Source organism: Streptomyces sp. NPDC031670 (assembly GCF_055580545.1).
Window position 1 is genome coordinate 1 of record NZ_JBVILC010000038.1, and the last position, 13,926, is coordinate 13,926.

Consider the following 13,926-nt stretch of genomic DNA (forward strand, 5'->3'; position numbering starts at 1 on the left):
GGAGACCGGTGACGAACCGGCAGCGGGCGGGCCAGGAACGACCCGGGCGTGCAACTGCTGAAGACCGCCGAGCGCGACACCGAGGGCACGGGCGCGCCGTAGCCACACGGCTCGGGGTCCCGGAGTGGCCCGCGTGACCGACGGCGATGCGGCAAGGCAGGGCTCAGCGCATCAAAATCACCGGCGGAGTCGGTCGGCGCCGTGCGGGAGCGGGGGCCGGTTTTGGCCTCCCCGAGGTGGGACAGCCCTCCCGGCCGATCCAGCGCGAGCGGGCGCTGCACGCGCGTGGCACCTTGGATGCAGCACCATTTTGACGAGAGGGCTGATGTCATGCGAGCGCACCTCGGCGACCAACTCATCGTCGAACGGACGACGACCGGCGCCGCCAAGCGCGACGGCGAGATCGTCGGACTCCATCACGAGGACGGAACTCCTCCTTACGACGTGCGCTGGTCGGACACGGACGAAGTCACGCTCGTGTTCCCCGGGCCCGACGCGCACATCCGCCATCTCGAACACGGCCGGCCCGCGAGCAACGATGCCCCTTCGGGCCCCGACACGGCCGAGGCGGAGGCCGCGCCGCTCAGGGCACCCGGCCCCGGTGACATCGGCCGACGCGTGGCCGTCGAACGCCACAGGCAGCGGCTCAGCCGCGAGGAGACGGCCCGGCGCGCCCGGATGTCCCCCGGTTACCTGAGGTACCTGGAGGAACAGCCTGCCGACCCGAGTGTGGCGACCCTCATCAGCCTGGCCGACACGCTGGGCACCACCGTCGCCACGTTGCGCGGCGGAGGAATGGATCTGCCACCCGGCCAAGGACAGGCGCTGTTGCATCCCCAGCTACTGGACATCGGGCCGGAGGAATGCCGCACGTTGCTCTCCACCCACGGCGTGGGACGCGTCGCGGTATCGGCCGAGGGCCACCCGGCGGTCGTGCCGGTCAACTACGACGTCATGGATGACACAATCGTCTTCCGGACCGCGCCGGACTCCACACCCGCCGCAGCCATCGGAACCGAGGTCGCCTTCGAAGTCGATCATATGGACGAGGCCCTGAGCCAGGGCTGGAGCGTCCTCGCTGTGGGCCTCGCGAGCGTCGTGACGGAGCCCGATACCGTGCGCAGGCTCACCGAGCACGCCCACGCCACGCCGTGGGCGGGCGGTGCACGCGACATGTGGGTATCGATCCGGCCCACCCACCTCACCGGCCGCCGCATCACTCCAGCCGATGGATAACCAGGCGATCGCCAGCCACTGAAGAGCCCTCCCGTCCCCAGGCTCTCGAAGGTGCTCAGCATGTCGGCACGATGCTCGGTGTCCGCGGCGCGTCCCCGGACGTTGTGCCCAGAAGCCTGTTCCTCGTGGAGCTCAACCGCAACGTACTGCCAAGGGGTGCGGCGCGTCGTGGAGATGCTTGACGTGCGCGTCCGGTCCGAGGAAGAAGAGCGTGGTGCCTCCGGTGTCGGACCAGCATAGGGGCGGGGTCCCGTCCGGGTGGTGCAGGGCGACGACTTCCCCGTCGCGTCCCGGTGTCTCGACGTTGGGGCCGCCCACCACGATCTGGTCGCCGACCTCTGCGTGGATCCCGGGTCTGGGCCGGGAGGTGATCATGATCATGTTTTTCTGCGAAATGCGCCCCACAGGTGCCGGGCCGCGACGAATGCGAACAGAGCTGCCACTACGGCGAGCCCGATGCCGTTCCGTCCCACGGGCTCGTCTCCAGTAGCGACTGGAGGACGGGGACGTACAGGGCGGCCAATGCCAGCAGCGCGGCGCCGATCACGGAGGCGGGTAGGAAAGGATTTAGTCCCGTCGACAACCTGGTGCGCAGGCCCAGGGCCACACCCAGCTGGGCCGCGAGCAGGGCGAGGAACAGGACGCTTTGCCACGGCAGGTCCATGGCTCGCGCAGTGATACCGGCAAGTGGCCTGCGTCCCCTTGCAAGCTGGACGTGACGGTGAACAAAACTGGGTACCAGTGGCCGTTCCCGGACGCTGTGCGTCTTCGGGTACGGGGGGGCTTCCTGATACGCCGAGGACCCGCGTCCACGGCACGTGCCGGATGCTCCACGGACAGGCACGGGCGTGCAGGCGGAGACGAGGGCCACATGAGAGGAGCGGGGTCGTGACCCTTCCCCTGGTGGTCGGCGTCGACGGATCCGAGGCGAGCCTCGAGGCGGTCGACTGGGCCGCGGACGAGGCGGCCCCCTGGAGCACACCGCCCGGTACGTGCACAGTGGCCCAGGCCGCGTCATTGCCCCTGGAGGCCCACCGTCGGCCCCCGGCACAGGTACTGGACGACGCGCTGCGCGACCCGCCCGAACAATTCCGCGACGCCGTCGTGGAGCGGCAATTGGTCGAGAAGCCAGCGCGTCAGGCGCTGCTGGAGGCCGCGTCGACGGCGGATCTGCTGGTCGTGGGCGCCCGGCGACGCCGTGGCCGTCCGGGTCTGCACCTGGGCGTGGTCAGCCATGCCCTGCTGCACCACGCCCCCTGCCCCATCGCGGTCGTCTCCCAGATGTGAGGGAAGCCGGGCCGAGGTGGCGGACCGCACCGACCGCCTCTCAGGTACCTGGCTCCAGGTACCCGGACGGGTCACGAGGTGTCGTCGGCCCGGTACGTCAGATGGTTCGAGACGGAGACCACGCCGTCGACACCCTGACACAACCGCTCGATGACGGCTATCAGACTCCTGTAGGCGACGGTCCCCCTGAGGCTCACCTGCCCCTGACGCACCTCGGCCGTCACCTCCGACGGCGCCAGCCCCACCGTTCGCTCCAGCACATCGCCGGAGATCTCGTCGCGAATGGCGTCGTCCTTGCGCAGGAAGACGCGCAGCAAGTCGCTGCGGCTGACGATGCCCAGCAGTTTGTCCGTCTCGTCCACCACGGGCAGACGCTTGACGTTGTGGACCTCCATCAGGCGTGCGGCCTCGACCACGTTCCATTCCGGCCCCGCGCACACCGCCGGAGCCGACATCAGTTCCTCGGCCCTGGCGCCCTCGGCCTTGGCCCGCTCCCACGCCTCCAGGTGGGGAATCGGCGTCCGGCCGGACGAATCGGCTCGGTCCGCCGATTTGCGCAACAGGTCGGCTTCGGAGACGACCCCCATGGGACGGTCCAAGTCATCCACCACGGGCACAGCGGTGACATCGTTATCCGCCAGCAGTCTCACGATCTCCTTGAACGGCGTGTCACGTCGCGCGCGGACGACCTGTCGCGTCATGAGCTCCGCGACTGTTCGGTGCTGCATCTCGCCCATCCTTCCGGGATCGTACCGACGGCACACCCATGTGCCGGCACGGCCCTGCTCACCATCATGCGCAATCGACGCCAGTCGTGCGACCGCCCGGTGGTCGACGACGAGCGGGACGATCTCCTTGAAGGGCGCGTCGCGCCCGAGGGCCATCACCGGCACGGCCATCACATCGTCCACGCCCCATGACTCCACCATCGCCCCGATCCGTCCCGGTGAACCAAAGCGGAAGATCGGTCCCAGGGCCGATCGGCCTCTCGCGGCAGCAGCCGGGCGGTGCGACGGTGGTCACAAGCGTCATCACAGCTGGACGGAGCGAAAGGCGGTGCGGACGATGAACCTCCCGCTGGTGGTAGGTGTCGACGGATCGGCTTCCAGTCTGCAAGCGTTGGACTGGGCGGTGGACGAGGCGGCCCGGCTCGGGCTGCCTCTACGTCTTGTGTACGCGTCCTTGTGGGAGCGCTACGAGGGCGCGGTGCCGTCCTTCGGCACCGCGCGTCCGTCCGAAGAGGTCATCGCCCAGCACGTCACCGTGTCTTGCGCGGAACGCGCCAGGTCGGCCAACCCCGAGGTGAAGGTGTCGGCGGAGGTTCTGCCCGACGACCCCGCGTACGCGCTGCTGCGGGAGGGGGACGAGGCCTCTGCCCTGGTGGTGGGCTCGCGCGGCCGAGGCGAGCTCGCGGGGATGCTGCTGGGTTCGGTGAGTCTGGCGGTGGCGGCCGGCGCCGGGTGTCCGGTCATCGTTGTCCGTGGCGACGAGGGGAACCGGCAGGGTGCCTTCCGGCGGGTCGTGATGGGGGTGGGCGACGACGCAGCGCGCCAGGAGGCGGTACGGTTCGCGTTCCGCGAGGCCGAGGCGCGTGGCTGCGGACTGGACGCCGTGCGGGCCTGGCGCTGTCCGGCCCATGAGCATGTCGACCACCCGCTCGTCACGGACGATGCGGCACAGGTGCACCAGGAACGGGCCTCGGTTCTCCTGGCGGACACCCTGCGCGAGGCCGTACGAGAGCACCCGGATCTCGGTGTACATCACCGGTCCGTCGAAGGGCCCGCTCACAAAGTCCTCGTGGACGCGTCCGCCGGTGCCGACCTGGTGGTCGTCGGCGCCCAGCGGCGACACGGCATCGTCGGACTCCAGCTCGGCAGGGTCGCCCACGCCCTTCTGCACCACTCCCGGTGCCCGGTGGCGGTCGTCCCCGAGCGATCCTGAAGTGCACAGCGCGGCGGCGGCACCTGACGGGCACTGCGTCTTCCCGGTCGGGAGGGGAAGGGGCCTGCGCCGGTCCCGTCATTCGGGCGGGCGCGGGTCCTTCGTCCAGCGGCCCAAGCCGCAGGGCCGTTCCCCGACCCCACTCGGCACGGGTCGCGGAAGGGTGGAAGCAGTCGCCTGGAAGCAGGAACTCCGCACGGTAGGGGGTGGTCGCGGACGGCGATCCTTGCGCGTCCGGGAGATGCTCGTCCTCGGGGCCGCTCGCCGGCTCGTGCGAGAACGACAGGCACCTCGGCGCGCGCCACGACGGCGTGCGCCACAGAGCCGACCGGGAAGCCGGCGATGCCACTCAGTCCCTCAGTCCCGAGCACCAGCACTTCGGCGTCCTCCACGCCGAGCAGTGCCGTCACGGGATGCTCCGCGATGTCGCGAGCACTGATCCGCAGCCCCGGACAGCCGTCGGTGAGCCGGGTCTCGGTCTCACACAGCATCTCCTCGACCCAGTTCCGCTCCACGGCTTCGGAGTCCGGCTGCAGGGAGACACCGCTCAGCGGGGAGTACGCATAGGGTTGCCATTTCCAGGCGTGCACGAGCTGTAGGGGAACATCGCGGAGCAGGGCTTCGCGGGTTGCCCAGTGGGCCGCCGCACGGCTTTCCGCCGTGCCGTCGACACCCACGGTGATGTTGCTGCACATACGCGGACCCCAGGGAACTGGCGTCACACCGAAATGATGCACATCGACCACCAATATTCGCCCGGCGCACGTGACTTCGCAGGGCTCATGGGGCCCGGAGTGGGGGACGGGACGGCCCTGTCGCCGGGGGGCCGGCCGGCCCCCGGCCCCGCACGTGCCCGCGAACGCGGCCCCGACCTCGGTCACAGGCGCGCTCCGCCGTCCCCTGGCGTTCCGTCAGGCGACCTCTTCGCCACGTGGCCGCGGGGGCAGCTGCCGGAGGAGATCCCACATGCGGTCGGCGGCCGTGGCGGGGCCGTCCATGGCCTGGATCGTCTCACTCACCGCCTTGACACGGGCATGGTACGTGGGAGTCGTCAGGACGGTACGCACGGCATCGCGGATCACGGGAGCCTGCCAGCGCCTGCGCTGGATGCGGATCCCCGCGCCCAAGTCCATGACGTGGTCGAGGTTGATCTGCTGCTCCAGTTCGCGGCGCAGGGCGGCACCGACCTCCGGATCCCCTGGGCGGCGCCGCCGGGTCCCTCGCCGTCGGGAAAGACCGGGCCGACGATCGCGAAATTCTCCGGCACCGGGTATCCGGTGTGGAGGTCAGGCAGGTCGGTGACCAGGGTGAGATCGGCGTGGATCGCATCGAACAGGCTCAGCGACCCTCTGTTTGGCCAGCCGCAGGCGGCAACCGCTTCCCCCGACCCTCTCTGGTTGAAGATCGGAGCGCGCGTCATCAGGCGGCTGCCCCCCTGGCCAGCTGCCGGCGCACGGGCCGTGGCAGGCGCCGTGCAGGACGATGTCCGGACGCAGCGCGGTCAGGGCCGCCACCTGCCCTTCGACGAGACCCCGGCCCAGGCGCGCGGATCCGATCAGCTCGGGCAGTTCCCATCGCAGGTCATCGGCGACGCTGCGGCCCTCCAGCCGGGGTTGGCAGGGCAGGACGGGGAAGCCCGCCTTCTCCACCACGGGCTCGAAACGGCTGCCACAGGACAGGAAAGTGATCCTGATGTCCCGGTCGGCCGGGCACCGCCCGCGCAGCGCCCGGGCCAGCACCAGTGAGCGGGTGGCCTCCCCCGCGTCTTCGAGGGCGACGCTGACAGCTGCCTGGATGGTCGAGGGCACGATCATGCCTCCCGGAGGGCACGATCATGCCTCCCGATCGGTGGGCCGCTGCGGCGCGGCGACAACCCCGACGCTAGGCACGATGCGGACCCGAGCCAACCGTGAGTCCGGCCAAGTTGCGCGAACGGGCACGGTCCGACAGCCCGCCATGCCCGACGCACGGAGGCACGCACCGGCCGCCCTCCCCTGCCCGGCGGCTACCGGGTCAGGGCCGGTCGGCTCCGTGCGGCTGCCCGGGCGGCCCTAGGAACGGCGCCTCGGCGGTCGCACGCTGTATGTGGCGCCCAGGCCGGGTGAACACCCCCCGTGGGCCCGTACTTCCGCACCGGCAGAGCCGTCCTGCACCGTCTCATCCCTCGGACGCGCACGACCCGCGGCCACGCCCACACGCTGAGCCGCCGGACAAGGAGACAGCGATGAAGCACAGCAAGGTCGGCTCGATGATGACCGGCGAGGTCGTCACCGTCACGCGCGACACCCCTTTCAAGGAAGTGACCCGCCTGCTGTCCGCGCACCGCATCAGCGGAGTGCCCGTGGTCGACGACGGCAAAGTGGTCGGTGTGCTCTCCGAGAGCGACCTGCTGGTCCGCCAGGCCGAGGCGCCCGACCCCTACGCACCCCCGCGCCGTCTGCGCCACCCCCTGCTGGGATGGCGAGCCCGCACCCTCCGGGCCAAGGCCCACGCCCGTACGGCCGGGCAGCTGATGTCCACCCCGCCCGTGACGGCCCGCGCGGGCGACACGATCGCCGAAGCCGCACGCACCATGGCCCAGCACAAGGTGGAGCGCCTGCCCGTCGTCGACGAGGAGGGCCGGCCGGTCGGCATCGTCACCCGCCGCGACCTGCTCCAGATCTTCTTGCGTTCCGACGAGGACATCCGCCGCGAGGTGATCGACGAAGTGCTGGTGCGCACGCTGTGGCTCACCCCCCGAAGCGTCTCGGTCCAGGTCGAGGACGGAGTGGTGACTCTCAGGGGAACACTGGAGCGGAGCAGCGAGATCTCGATCGCCGTCCACCTCACGCGCCAGGTCGACGGGGTCGTCGGGGTCGTGCAGGAGCTGAATTACCAGTTTGACGACTGCCGCCCCCAGCCCGCCGGTTACACCGTGCACGGGGTGACCGAGGACTGGCTGCACAAACTGTAAGAGGACGTGGACACCATGGCCAGGACTCACCCGCGGAACGTCTGGTGGCGGTGGCGTCGCAATCCGCTGCGCCGCCGGTGCGACGTGATCGAGGCGTGGACCGCTCTCTTCCTCGGCACCCTCCTGTTCCTCGCCTCCCCACTGACCGGTGCGCTCGTCGCGGCGCACGCCCACCGCATCGCGACCGCTGCCTCCGCACAGCAGCGCTCCCTCGCCCATACCATCCTGGCCGTACTCACCGAGGACGCGCCGGCGGCCTCCACCGGCGGCCTCAGCGGACGGGCGGGGCACCCCGTCCTAGCGCGGTGGACCGGTGCCGACGGCCGGACCCACACCGCACTCACCAAGGTGGCGGCGGGCAGCCGAACCGGCAGCACCGTCCGCGTCTGGGTGGACAGGCACGACACGCCCACCAGCGCACCCCAGAGCACCGCCACCATCTGGCTCGACACGATCGGCACCGGCGCGGCCACCACGGCCGTCGCGGGCGTGGTGGTCAGTGGCGTCTGGCTGGCCTTCGGGGCCGTGGCGCAGCGCCGCCGTATGGCCGAGTGGGAGCGGGAGTGGATCCTGACCGGTCCGCAGTGGACCCGCGGAAGGCACTGAAGCGGGCCGGTCGGCGCCGGTCGGGGCCGCTCGGCCCCTGCCCGCGCGTCCCGGACACCGCGAACGTGGGAGTACGGCACACCGATACGCCCCGAGGCATCCAAGATGCGCGACTAGGAGGCCCAACCGTGATCAGCACCGCGACCATGGCCGGCGCCCTCACCGCCGACCAACACGACCAACTGCTGAAGACCGCCCGTGAGGTGGCCTTCCCCCAGGGCACTCGCATCTTCGAGGAAGGCGGGCACGCCGACCGGTTCTGGATCATCAGGACCGGCACCATCACCCTCGACATCCATGTTCCCGGCCGACGCTCCCCCGTCGTCGAAACACTAGGGCACGGGGAGCTGGTGGGCTGGTCCTGGCTGTTCCCGCCCTATGTGTGGCAGATGGGGGCGGAGGCGATGACCCCGGTGCAGGCCCACGAGTTCGACGCCACCGTGGTCCGGCGGATGTGTGAGGACGACCCGGAACTCGGTTCGGCCGTGGGCCGGTGGGTCGGGCGGGTCCTCGCCCATCGTCTGCAAGCCGCCCGCGTCCGCCTGCTGGACCTGTACGCCCCCTACGGCAGTGGTGCGGGAACACGCCGCTGACGCGCTGCCCTTGCCAGGCCGGGACACGGTCCGCAGGGAGACGTCCGCATGACACACCAGGGCTCGCGGGCCCCGCACGTCGGCTCACCTCCCCGCGTCTCCTGCCACACCCTCCTTCTCGACCTCACGTCGAGCGCACCAACACTCCGAAGGAGAACGATGATGGACGCCGGCAAACAATCTCCGTACACGGTGAGCGACGTGATGACGCACACCGTCATCTCCATCGGCCGCGACGCGCCCTTCAAGGAGGTCGTCGAGGTGATGGATCAGTGGAAGGTCAGTGCGCTGCCCGTGGTGGAGGGCGAGGGGCGTGTCATCGGCGTCGTCTCCGAGGCCGATCTGCTGCCCAAGGAGGAGTTGCGCCACGACGCTCCCGACCGGCCCGCACAGCTGCGGGGCCTGTGCGACACCGCCAAGGCCGACGCCGTACTCGCCGGTGAGCTGATGAGCACCCCCGCCGTCTGTGTGCACGCCGACGCCACCCTCGCCCACGCGGCCCGCATCATGGCGCTGCGCAAGGTCAAGAGGCTGCCGGTGATCGACAGCGTGGGTATCCTCCAGGGCGTCGTCAGCCGCAGCGACCTCCTCAAGGTGTTTCTGCGCCCCGACGCCGACATCGCCGCGGAGGTCACCCGCACCGTCCTTGCCGAGGTCTTCCCCGACGAGGACGTGACCGCCGCCGTCCACGACGGAGTGGTGACCTTCGTCGGCCGCATGCACAACCGCTCCCTGGTCCCTCTGGCGGCGAGGCTGGCACAGGCGGTCGAGGGTGTCGTGGACGTCCGCATGGACCTCGACGCGCCCACCACGCCACCGCGATGAAGGAGCTGAAGCAGTAGCCCGGCCCGGGAACAGATGCCGAACGGCACCCGGAGGGTACCCGTACGCCACTTCCGGCCCGGCTGCGGGCCGCGTATTCCTGGAGTCGGAGGAGGGAACTCCGTCAGATGAGGGAGGGCATGTTGAGTTCACTGATCGAACGACTGCCGGGCTGGCCCTCGGTATGGCCCGACCTGTGCAGCTGGGCCGAAACGGGGCTCTCGACCGTACCTGGCCTGCACACCGTCCGCATCGAGGAGTTCCACACGGAGGACACCTACACACTCCGTGCCGAGCTTCCTGGGATCGACCCCGCTGAGGACCTGGAACTGACCGTCACGGAGGGCGCCCTGACGCTGCGTGCGGAACGCAGGACCGAGACGACGGACAAGTAGCACCACAGTGAGTTCCGTTACGGCTCCTTCACCCGCGCGGTCCGGCTGCCGGCCGGAGCACGGACGGACGAGGTGACAGCCGACTACAAGGACGGGGTGCTCACCATCACCGTCCCGGTGAAACAGCCCAAGACGAGCACCAGGACCATCCGGTGCGGCGTACCTGACCGCGCTCCCGCCGCGCCGCCATGCCCAGTGCACCGGCCACGCGGCGCTCGCACAGGGGCCACGAACCCGCCGCACGGCCCGGGCCGAACCCGGACCGGATGGCCCGACCAGCACGGCAGCAGGGCCGTTCGGCCCTCGATCTCCCGTGTGTCCCGGCGGATGGTGGGTGGCATGCCCCAGCCATCCCCCTCCCCGGCCGCACGCCCGGCCCTGCTGACGTTCCTCGGCGGCGTCCGGACGGTCACCGGCAGCAAGTTCCTCGTCGAGAGCGACCACTCCCGCATCCTCGTGGACTGCGGCCTCTTCCAGGGAGTGGCGGACCTGCGCCGCCGAAACTGGAACAAGCTGCCCTGCGACGCGAGCGACATCCACGCCATCGTCGTCACCCACGCCCATCTCGATCACTGCGGCTACCTCCCGCGCCTGGTCCGCCAGGGGTTCCGCGGCCCCATCCTGACGAGCGCCGCCACCGCACGGCTGGCCGAGATCGTGCTTCGCGACAGCGCGCGCCTGCAGATGGAGGCGGCCGACCACGCCAACCAGCACGGCTGGTCCAAGCACCGGCCCGCCAAACCGCTCTACGACGATGACGATGTCGTCCGCACGGTGCAGTTCTTCGACCCCGTCCCGGTGGGCAGTGAGATTGAGGTCATGACCGGGACAAAACTCATGCTCCACCACGGCGGGCACATCCTCGGCTCCGCCTGGGCCCACCTGACCCTGGAGGATGGCCACACCCTCGCAGTCAGCGGAGACCTCGGCCGCCACGGTCATCCGCTCCTGCTGCCCCCCGAGCCGTTCTCCGGAGCCGACGTCCTGCTGATGGAGTCCACCTACGGCAACCGCCGACACGACCACGAGAGCGCGCGGCACGAGTTCGCCTCAGTGATCACCCGAACGCTGTCCCGCGGCGGAACAGTGGTCATCCCAGCCTTCGCGATCGACCGCACCGAGGTCGTCCTGCACGAGCTGGCCGCGCTGCGCGACAACGGCACCCTGCCCCGCCAGGTACCGGTCTACGTCGACAGCCCCATGGCCCTGGCCGCCCTCGATGTCTACCGGGACGCCGTGCGTGCCCGCTCCGCCGAGCTACGGCCCGAGGTCATCGCCGCCGGCGAGGCAGCGATGAGCCCGGAGCCGTTCATGGCCGCCCGTACCGTGCAGGATTCGATCAGCATCAACGACACCACCGGGCCCGCCGTCATCGTGTCCTCGGCCGGTATGGCCACCGGCGGCCGCGTCCTCCACCACCTGCACAGAATCCTGCCCGATCCGCGCAATGCCGTGGTGATCGTCGGTTTCGCCGCCGCGGGGACCCGCGCCCGCGATCTCGTGGACGGCGCCCGCACCCTCAAGATGTTCGGCGAGTACGTCCCCGTACGGGCCGAGGTCGCCGACGTCCCGCACTTCTCCGCGCACGCCGACGCCGACCAGATCATCGACTGGCTGCGCGCCGCCCCCGCCCCACCGCACACGACCTACCTGGTCCACGGCGAGGAAGACGCCGCGCAGACGCTGCGGGACCGCCTCGTGGACGAGCTGGACTGGACCGCGGTCGTCCCCAAGTCGGGCGAGGCCGTCCTGGTCCGCTGAAACGACGGGACGGCTCCCGCTCGGCGCGACACGCGGGAAGGCGCGGTCACCCGCGCGCGGGCAACGGCGGTACTGCGGCCGCAGTAGCCCCGCACGAGGGACAGGACCCTGCGTTCGGCCCGACCGGCGACACGGGTTCGCCGTCACTCGACCGGCACCACCACGACCGGCCGGGACACGTGGTGCAGCACCGCATGAGCGACCGGACCGGTGTGGGAACCGACCGCGGCGCGCCGCCGACGCCGGCCGACCACCAGTAGGCCGGCCCCGCCGGCGGCACGGACGAGCACGTGAGCCGGGCGGCCTTCGTGAAGGTTCTCCAGGACCACCACGCCGGGATACTTCCCGCGCCATGGTTCGAGCAGCCGCATCAGCTCACGCCCCGCGTCTCCCCGGGCCCGTCCCCGTTCCTCCACCCCGGGGAAAGCCCGGTTAGCGGCACGTGCCAGGCATGCACCGCACGCAACCGCGCTCCGCGCATCTCCGCCGTGCGGAACGCAAAGTCCAGGACGTCGTCACACGGTCCGTGGTGCCGAGGGCAACGGCGGCGTCGCGGTAAGGCGGTCCGCCGAGGCCTCGTACGGGCGGGGAAGGTGCTCGTCGGCCGCCGTTTCGCCGGCCCGGACAAGCACGACGGGGCGGCTCGCCCGGACGACGACGGACAGCACGACGGACCCCGACATCAACCCTCCGACGGCACTCGTCGGCTGGCTCCCGATGACCAGCAGTTCCGCGTCCTTCGCCTCGGAGATGAGTGCGGGACCGGGCTGCCTGCGCAGCTGCTCGCCCGCGATGTAGAGCTGCGGTACCGCTCGTTGAGCAGTTCGAGCGCCTGGCGCAGCACCCGGCGCGCATGATGCCGCGCCGCCCGGCCCCCGGGCAGCGCCGCGTTGATGTCATCGTCGGGCAGGCCCTCCCAGGCGTGTACCAGACGCAAGGGCAGCCCTCGGCGCAGATCCGCCCAGTCCGGCTGCGGCAAGACTTGCCTGCGAGCCGTCGAGACCCACCACCACCGGCCGCATCATGACGGTCACCTCCTTGTCTTTGTCCGCGCTTCCCCCGCACGGGCACCGGGCCGACGCTCGGCGCCCGTGCGGGGTTCCTGCGGCAGTGCGGTGACGGCCGCCCAAGGCCGACGGCCGGCCCCGCGCCCCGTTCTTGACCTCGGTCGAGGCGACTTCGTCGCCCGCCGGGCCTTTGACCCGGCTTTTCCCCCTTCGGCCCTTCACGTCCGGTACCAGCCTCGCATCCCGGCCCGAACCGCGGGAGAGGCCACCCTGCCTCCCCGCCCGGACAACCAGCGCCCCTCCGGCAGGTGCCGGAAGGACGGCGTCCCGAGGCCCTACATATGGGGCACCACAGCCACCGGGCAGCCGGCGTGGTGGATCGCCGCATGGGTGACAGGGCCCGTTCGGGGACCGACGGGCCGCTCGGTGACGCGGCGTCCGACGACGAGGAGGCTCGCGCCGGTAGAGGCCCGGACAAGGGCGGACGACGGCTTCTCCTCCACCACCGTCTCCAGAACGTGCACCTCGGGGTACTTGTCGCGCCACAACTGGAGCGAGGCCTTGAGGAAACACAGCCACTCCTCGCCCCGCCAGGGGTTCTCCACCAGACCGGCCGCACGGGAACCGCGGCCGAACGGGCTGGGGGCCTGCCAGGCGTAGACGACGCGCAGCCTCGCGCGCCGCAGGCGAGCCGCCTCGAAGGCGAACTCGATGACCTCGTCGCAACTGTCACCGACATCGACGGCCAACACCACGTCCCGGTAGGCGGTTTGCGTCGAGGCACGACCGTCGGCCTCAGGCAGGTGTTCGTCCATCGCCTCCTCGTCCGCCCGGACCAGGACGACCGGACAGGTGGCCCTGGCCACCACACCGAGCGCGACGGACCCGACGAGGAAGCCGGTGAAGCCGCTCTGCCCGCGCGAACCCAGGACCAGCAACGCGGCCCGGTCGGCTGCCTCCAGCAGAGCGGGCACGGCCAGCCCCTCCGTCTGCTCGTCGCGAATCCGGATGTCCGGGTACTCGGCGCGGACCCGGTCCTCCGCCCGTCGCAGTGCGCGAAGGGCCATCTGCCGCTGCGCGGCGTTCACGATCGCCTGCCCCTGACGGGGACGGCGGTCCCAGGCGTTGACCAGGCGCAGCGGCCGATCCTGCCGTATGGCCTCGCGGGCCGCCCATGCGCCCGCCGCCAGGCACTCGGCGGATCCGTCGACGCCGACGACGATCGGTGACAACATCTCAGCACCTCCCCTGCTCGTTCCGTTTCCATGCCAGCCTCGAACAGCGGCTCCGCCGTGGGCGAGAGACCAGCAGGCCCCCTCCCGAGG

17 protein-coding genes and 2 pseudogenes are annotated in these 13,926 nt (G+C 70.9%); 10 read left to right on the plus strand and 9 right to left on the minus strand.

Annotation, left to right across the window (positions count from 1 at the left end; genetic code table 11):
- The first annotated feature begins 330 nt into the window (after positions 1 to 330).
- On the plus strand, positions 331 to 1,236 hold the full coding sequence (locus ACZ5ID_RS35765; protein WP_468906627.1) for a pyridoxamine 5'-phosphate oxidase family protein: 906 nt from the start codon (positions 331 to 333) through the stop codon (positions 1,234 to 1,236).
- Between the two features lie 132 nt (positions 1,237 to 1,368).
- Here the strand turns inward: ACZ5ID_RS35765 and ACZ5ID_RS35770 are convergent, their stop codons facing one another.
- On the minus strand, positions 1,369 to 1,617 hold the full coding sequence (locus ACZ5ID_RS35770; RefSeq protein ID WP_468906630.1) for a DUF1918 domain-containing protein: 249 nt from the start codon (positions 1,615 to 1,617) through the stop codon (positions 1,369 to 1,371).
- A gap of 61 nt (positions 1,618 to 1,678) precedes the next feature.
- On the minus strand, positions 1,679 to 1,900 hold the full coding sequence (locus tag ACZ5ID_RS35775) for a cation transporting ATPase C-terminal domain-containing protein (protein ID WP_468906632.1): 222 nt from the start codon (positions 1,898 to 1,900) through the stop codon (positions 1,679 to 1,681).
- Positions 1,901 to 2,124: 224 nt separating this feature from the next.
- Here ACZ5ID_RS35775 and ACZ5ID_RS35780 point away from each other — a divergent pair, with 224 nt between their 5' ends.
- Positions 2,125 to 2,523, plus strand: coding sequence for a universal stress protein (locus ACZ5ID_RS35780; protein ID WP_468906635.1), 399 nt, complete (start codon positions 2,125 to 2,127; stop codon positions 2,521 to 2,523).
- A 71-nt stretch (positions 2,524 to 2,594) separates the two neighbouring features.
- Here the strand turns inward: ACZ5ID_RS35780 and ACZ5ID_RS35785 are convergent, their stop codons facing one another.
- Entirely contained in the window at positions 2,595 to 3,251 is a 657-nt protein-coding gene (locus ACZ5ID_RS35785; protein ID WP_468906709.1) for a CBS domain-containing protein, read from the minus strand.
- Positions 3,252 to 3,588: 337 nt separating this feature from the next.
- On the opposite strand from ACZ5ID_RS35785, the gene ACZ5ID_RS35790 reads away from it, so the two are divergent.
- Positions 3,589 to 4,464, plus strand: coding sequence for a universal stress protein (locus ACZ5ID_RS35790; RefSeq protein ID WP_468906638.1), 876 nt, complete (start codon positions 3,589 to 3,591; stop codon positions 4,462 to 4,464).
- A gap of 281 nt (positions 4,465 to 4,745) precedes the next feature.
- Here ACZ5ID_RS35790 and ACZ5ID_RS35795 read toward each other — a convergent pair.
- The 3 genes and pseudogenes from ACZ5ID_RS35795 to ACZ5ID_RS35805 form a co-directional block, all read right to left on the minus strand.
- Positions 4,746 to 5,159 (minus strand): annotated as a pseudogene (locus ACZ5ID_RS35795) (universal stress protein); the annotation flags it as partial.
- Between the two features lie 216 nt (positions 5,160 to 5,375).
- Positions 5,376 to 5,597 (minus strand): hypothetical protein, encoded by a 222-nt coding sequence (locus ACZ5ID_RS35800; RefSeq protein ID WP_468906640.1) that lies wholly within the window; start codon positions 5,595 to 5,597, stop codon positions 5,376 to 5,378.
- Positions 5,598 to 5,750: 153 nt separating this feature from the next.
- Entirely contained in the window at positions 5,751 to 6,278 is a 528-nt protein-coding gene (locus tag ACZ5ID_RS35805) for a hypothetical protein (RefSeq protein ID WP_468906643.1), read from the minus strand.
- A gap of 410 nt (positions 6,279 to 6,688) precedes the next feature.
- On the opposite strand from ACZ5ID_RS35805, the gene ACZ5ID_RS35810 reads away from it, so the two are divergent.
- From ACZ5ID_RS35810 to ACZ5ID_RS35840, 7 genes and pseudogenes are all read left to right on the plus strand, one after another.
- Positions 6,689 to 7,417 carry a CBS domain-containing protein gene (locus ACZ5ID_RS35810; protein ID WP_468906645.1) on the plus strand — a complete coding sequence of 243 codons (729 nt, stop codon included), beginning with the start codon at positions 6,689 to 6,691 and terminating at the stop codon, positions 7,415 to 7,417.
- A 15-nt stretch (positions 7,418 to 7,432) separates the two neighbouring features.
- Positions 7,433 to 8,023, plus strand: a complete 591-nt coding sequence (locus ACZ5ID_RS35815; protein WP_468906648.1) for an Rv1733c family protein — start codon at positions 7,433 to 7,435, stop codon at positions 8,021 to 8,023.
- Positions 8,024 to 8,169: 146 nt separating this feature from the next.
- A complete protein-coding gene (locus tag ACZ5ID_RS35820) occupies positions 8,170 to 8,616 on the plus strand; it encodes a cyclic nucleotide-binding domain-containing protein (RefSeq protein WP_468906712.1) in 447 nt (148 codons plus the stop codon).
- Positions 8,617 to 8,778: 162 nt separating this feature from the next.
- Positions 8,779 to 9,441 (plus strand): CBS domain-containing protein, encoded by a 663-nt coding sequence (locus tag ACZ5ID_RS35825; protein WP_468906650.1) that lies wholly within the window; start codon positions 8,779 to 8,781, stop codon positions 9,439 to 9,441.
- A gap of 137 nt (positions 9,442 to 9,578) precedes the next feature.
- Complete coding sequence (locus ACZ5ID_RS35830; protein WP_468906653.1) at positions 9,579 to 9,833, plus strand: Hsp20/alpha crystallin family protein; 255 nt, start codon at positions 9,579 to 9,581, stop codon at positions 9,831 to 9,833.
- Positions 9,834 to 9,845: 12 nt separating this feature from the next.
- Positions 9,846 to 9,971: pseudogene (locus ACZ5ID_RS35835) on the plus strand (Hsp20 family protein); the annotation flags it as partial.
- 201 nt (positions 9,972 to 10,172) lie between these two features.
- Positions 10,173 to 11,594 carry an MBL fold metallo-hydrolase RNA specificity domain-containing protein gene (locus tag ACZ5ID_RS35840; RefSeq protein ID WP_468906656.1) on the plus strand — a complete coding sequence of 474 codons (1,422 nt, stop codon included), beginning with the start codon at positions 10,173 to 10,175 and terminating at the stop codon, positions 11,592 to 11,594.
- A 143-nt stretch (positions 11,595 to 11,737) separates the two neighbouring features.
- On the opposite strand, the gene ACZ5ID_RS35845 is transcribed toward ACZ5ID_RS35840, so the two are convergent.
- The 3 genes from ACZ5ID_RS35845 to ACZ5ID_RS35855 all read right to left on the minus strand — a co-directional run bounded on the left by ACZ5ID_RS35845 (position 11,738) and on the right by ACZ5ID_RS35855 (position 13,836).
- The gene (locus ACZ5ID_RS35845; protein ID WP_468906659.1) at positions 11,738 to 11,965 is read right to left on the minus strand and encodes a universal stress protein; all 228 of its coding nucleotides are present in this window, start codon (positions 11,963 to 11,965) and stop codon (positions 11,738 to 11,740) included.
- Positions 11,966 to 12,109: 144 nt separating this feature from the next.
- On the minus strand, positions 12,110 to 12,388 hold the full coding sequence (locus ACZ5ID_RS35850; protein WP_468906714.1) for a universal stress protein: 279 nt from the start codon (positions 12,386 to 12,388) through the stop codon (positions 12,110 to 12,112).
- Between the two features lie 548 nt (positions 12,389 to 12,936).
- Positions 12,937 to 13,836 (minus strand): universal stress protein, encoded by a 900-nt coding sequence (locus ACZ5ID_RS35855; RefSeq protein ID WP_468906662.1) that lies wholly within the window; start codon positions 13,834 to 13,836, stop codon positions 12,937 to 12,939.
- Between the last annotated feature and the right edge of the window lie 90 nt (positions 13,837 to 13,926).

Excerpts from the sequence above, each read along its gene's own strand:
- ACZ5ID_RS35810 (WP_468906645.1), top strand. The coding sequence starts at position 6,689 with ATGAAGCACAGCAAGGTCGGCTCGATGATGACCGGCGAGGTCGTCACC.
- ACZ5ID_RS35815 (WP_468906648.1), top strand. The coding sequence starts at position 7,433 with ATGGCCAGGACTCACCCGCGGAACGTCTGGTGGCGGTGGCGTCGCAAT.
- ACZ5ID_RS35845 (WP_468906659.1), bottom strand. The coding sequence starts at position 11,965 with ATGCGGCTGCTCGAACCATGGCGCGGGAAGTATCCCGGCGTGGTGGTC.
- ACZ5ID_RS35785 (WP_468906709.1), bottom strand. The coding sequence starts at position 3,251 with ATGCAGCACCGAACAGTCGCGGAGCTCATGACGCGACAGGTCGTCCGC.
- ACZ5ID_RS35820 (WP_468906712.1), top strand. The coding sequence starts at position 8,170 with ATGGCCGGCGCCCTCACCGCCGACCAACACGACCAACTGCTGAAGACC.
- ACZ5ID_RS35800 (WP_468906640.1), bottom strand. The coding sequence starts at position 5,597 with ATGGACTTGGGCGCGGGGATCCGCATCCAGCGCAGGCGCTGGCAGGCT.
- ACZ5ID_RS35790 (WP_468906638.1), top strand. The coding sequence starts at position 3,589 with ATGAACCTCCCGCTGGTGGTAGGTGTCGACGGATCGGCTTCCAGTCTG.
- ACZ5ID_RS35770 (WP_468906630.1), bottom strand. The coding sequence starts at position 1,617 with ATGATCATGATCACCTCCCGGCCCAGACCCGGGATCCACGCAGAGGTC.
- ACZ5ID_RS35825 (WP_468906650.1), top strand. The coding sequence starts at position 8,779 with ATGGACGCCGGCAAACAATCTCCGTACACGGTGAGCGACGTGATGACG.
- ACZ5ID_RS35805 (WP_468906643.1), bottom strand. The coding sequence starts at position 6,278 with ATGATCGTGCCCTCGACCATCCAGGCAGCTGTCAGCGTCGCCCTCGAA.
- ACZ5ID_RS35775 (WP_468906632.1), bottom strand. The coding sequence starts at position 1,900 with ATGGACCTGCCGTGGCAAAGCGTCCTGTTCCTCGCCCTGCTCGCGGCC.
- ACZ5ID_RS35830 (WP_468906653.1), top strand. The coding sequence starts at position 9,579 with ATGTTGAGTTCACTGATCGAACGACTGCCGGGCTGGCCCTCGGTATGG.
- ACZ5ID_RS35840 (WP_468906656.1), top strand. The coding sequence starts at position 10,173 with ATGCCCCAGCCATCCCCCTCCCCGGCCGCACGCCCGGCCCTGCTGACG.
- ACZ5ID_RS35855 (WP_468906662.1), bottom strand. The coding sequence starts at position 13,836 with ATGTTGTCACCGATCGTCGTCGGCGTCGACGGATCCGCCGAGTGCCTG.
- ACZ5ID_RS35765 (WP_468906627.1), top strand. The coding sequence starts at position 331 with ATGCGAGCGCACCTCGGCGACCAACTCATCGTCGAACGGACGACGACC.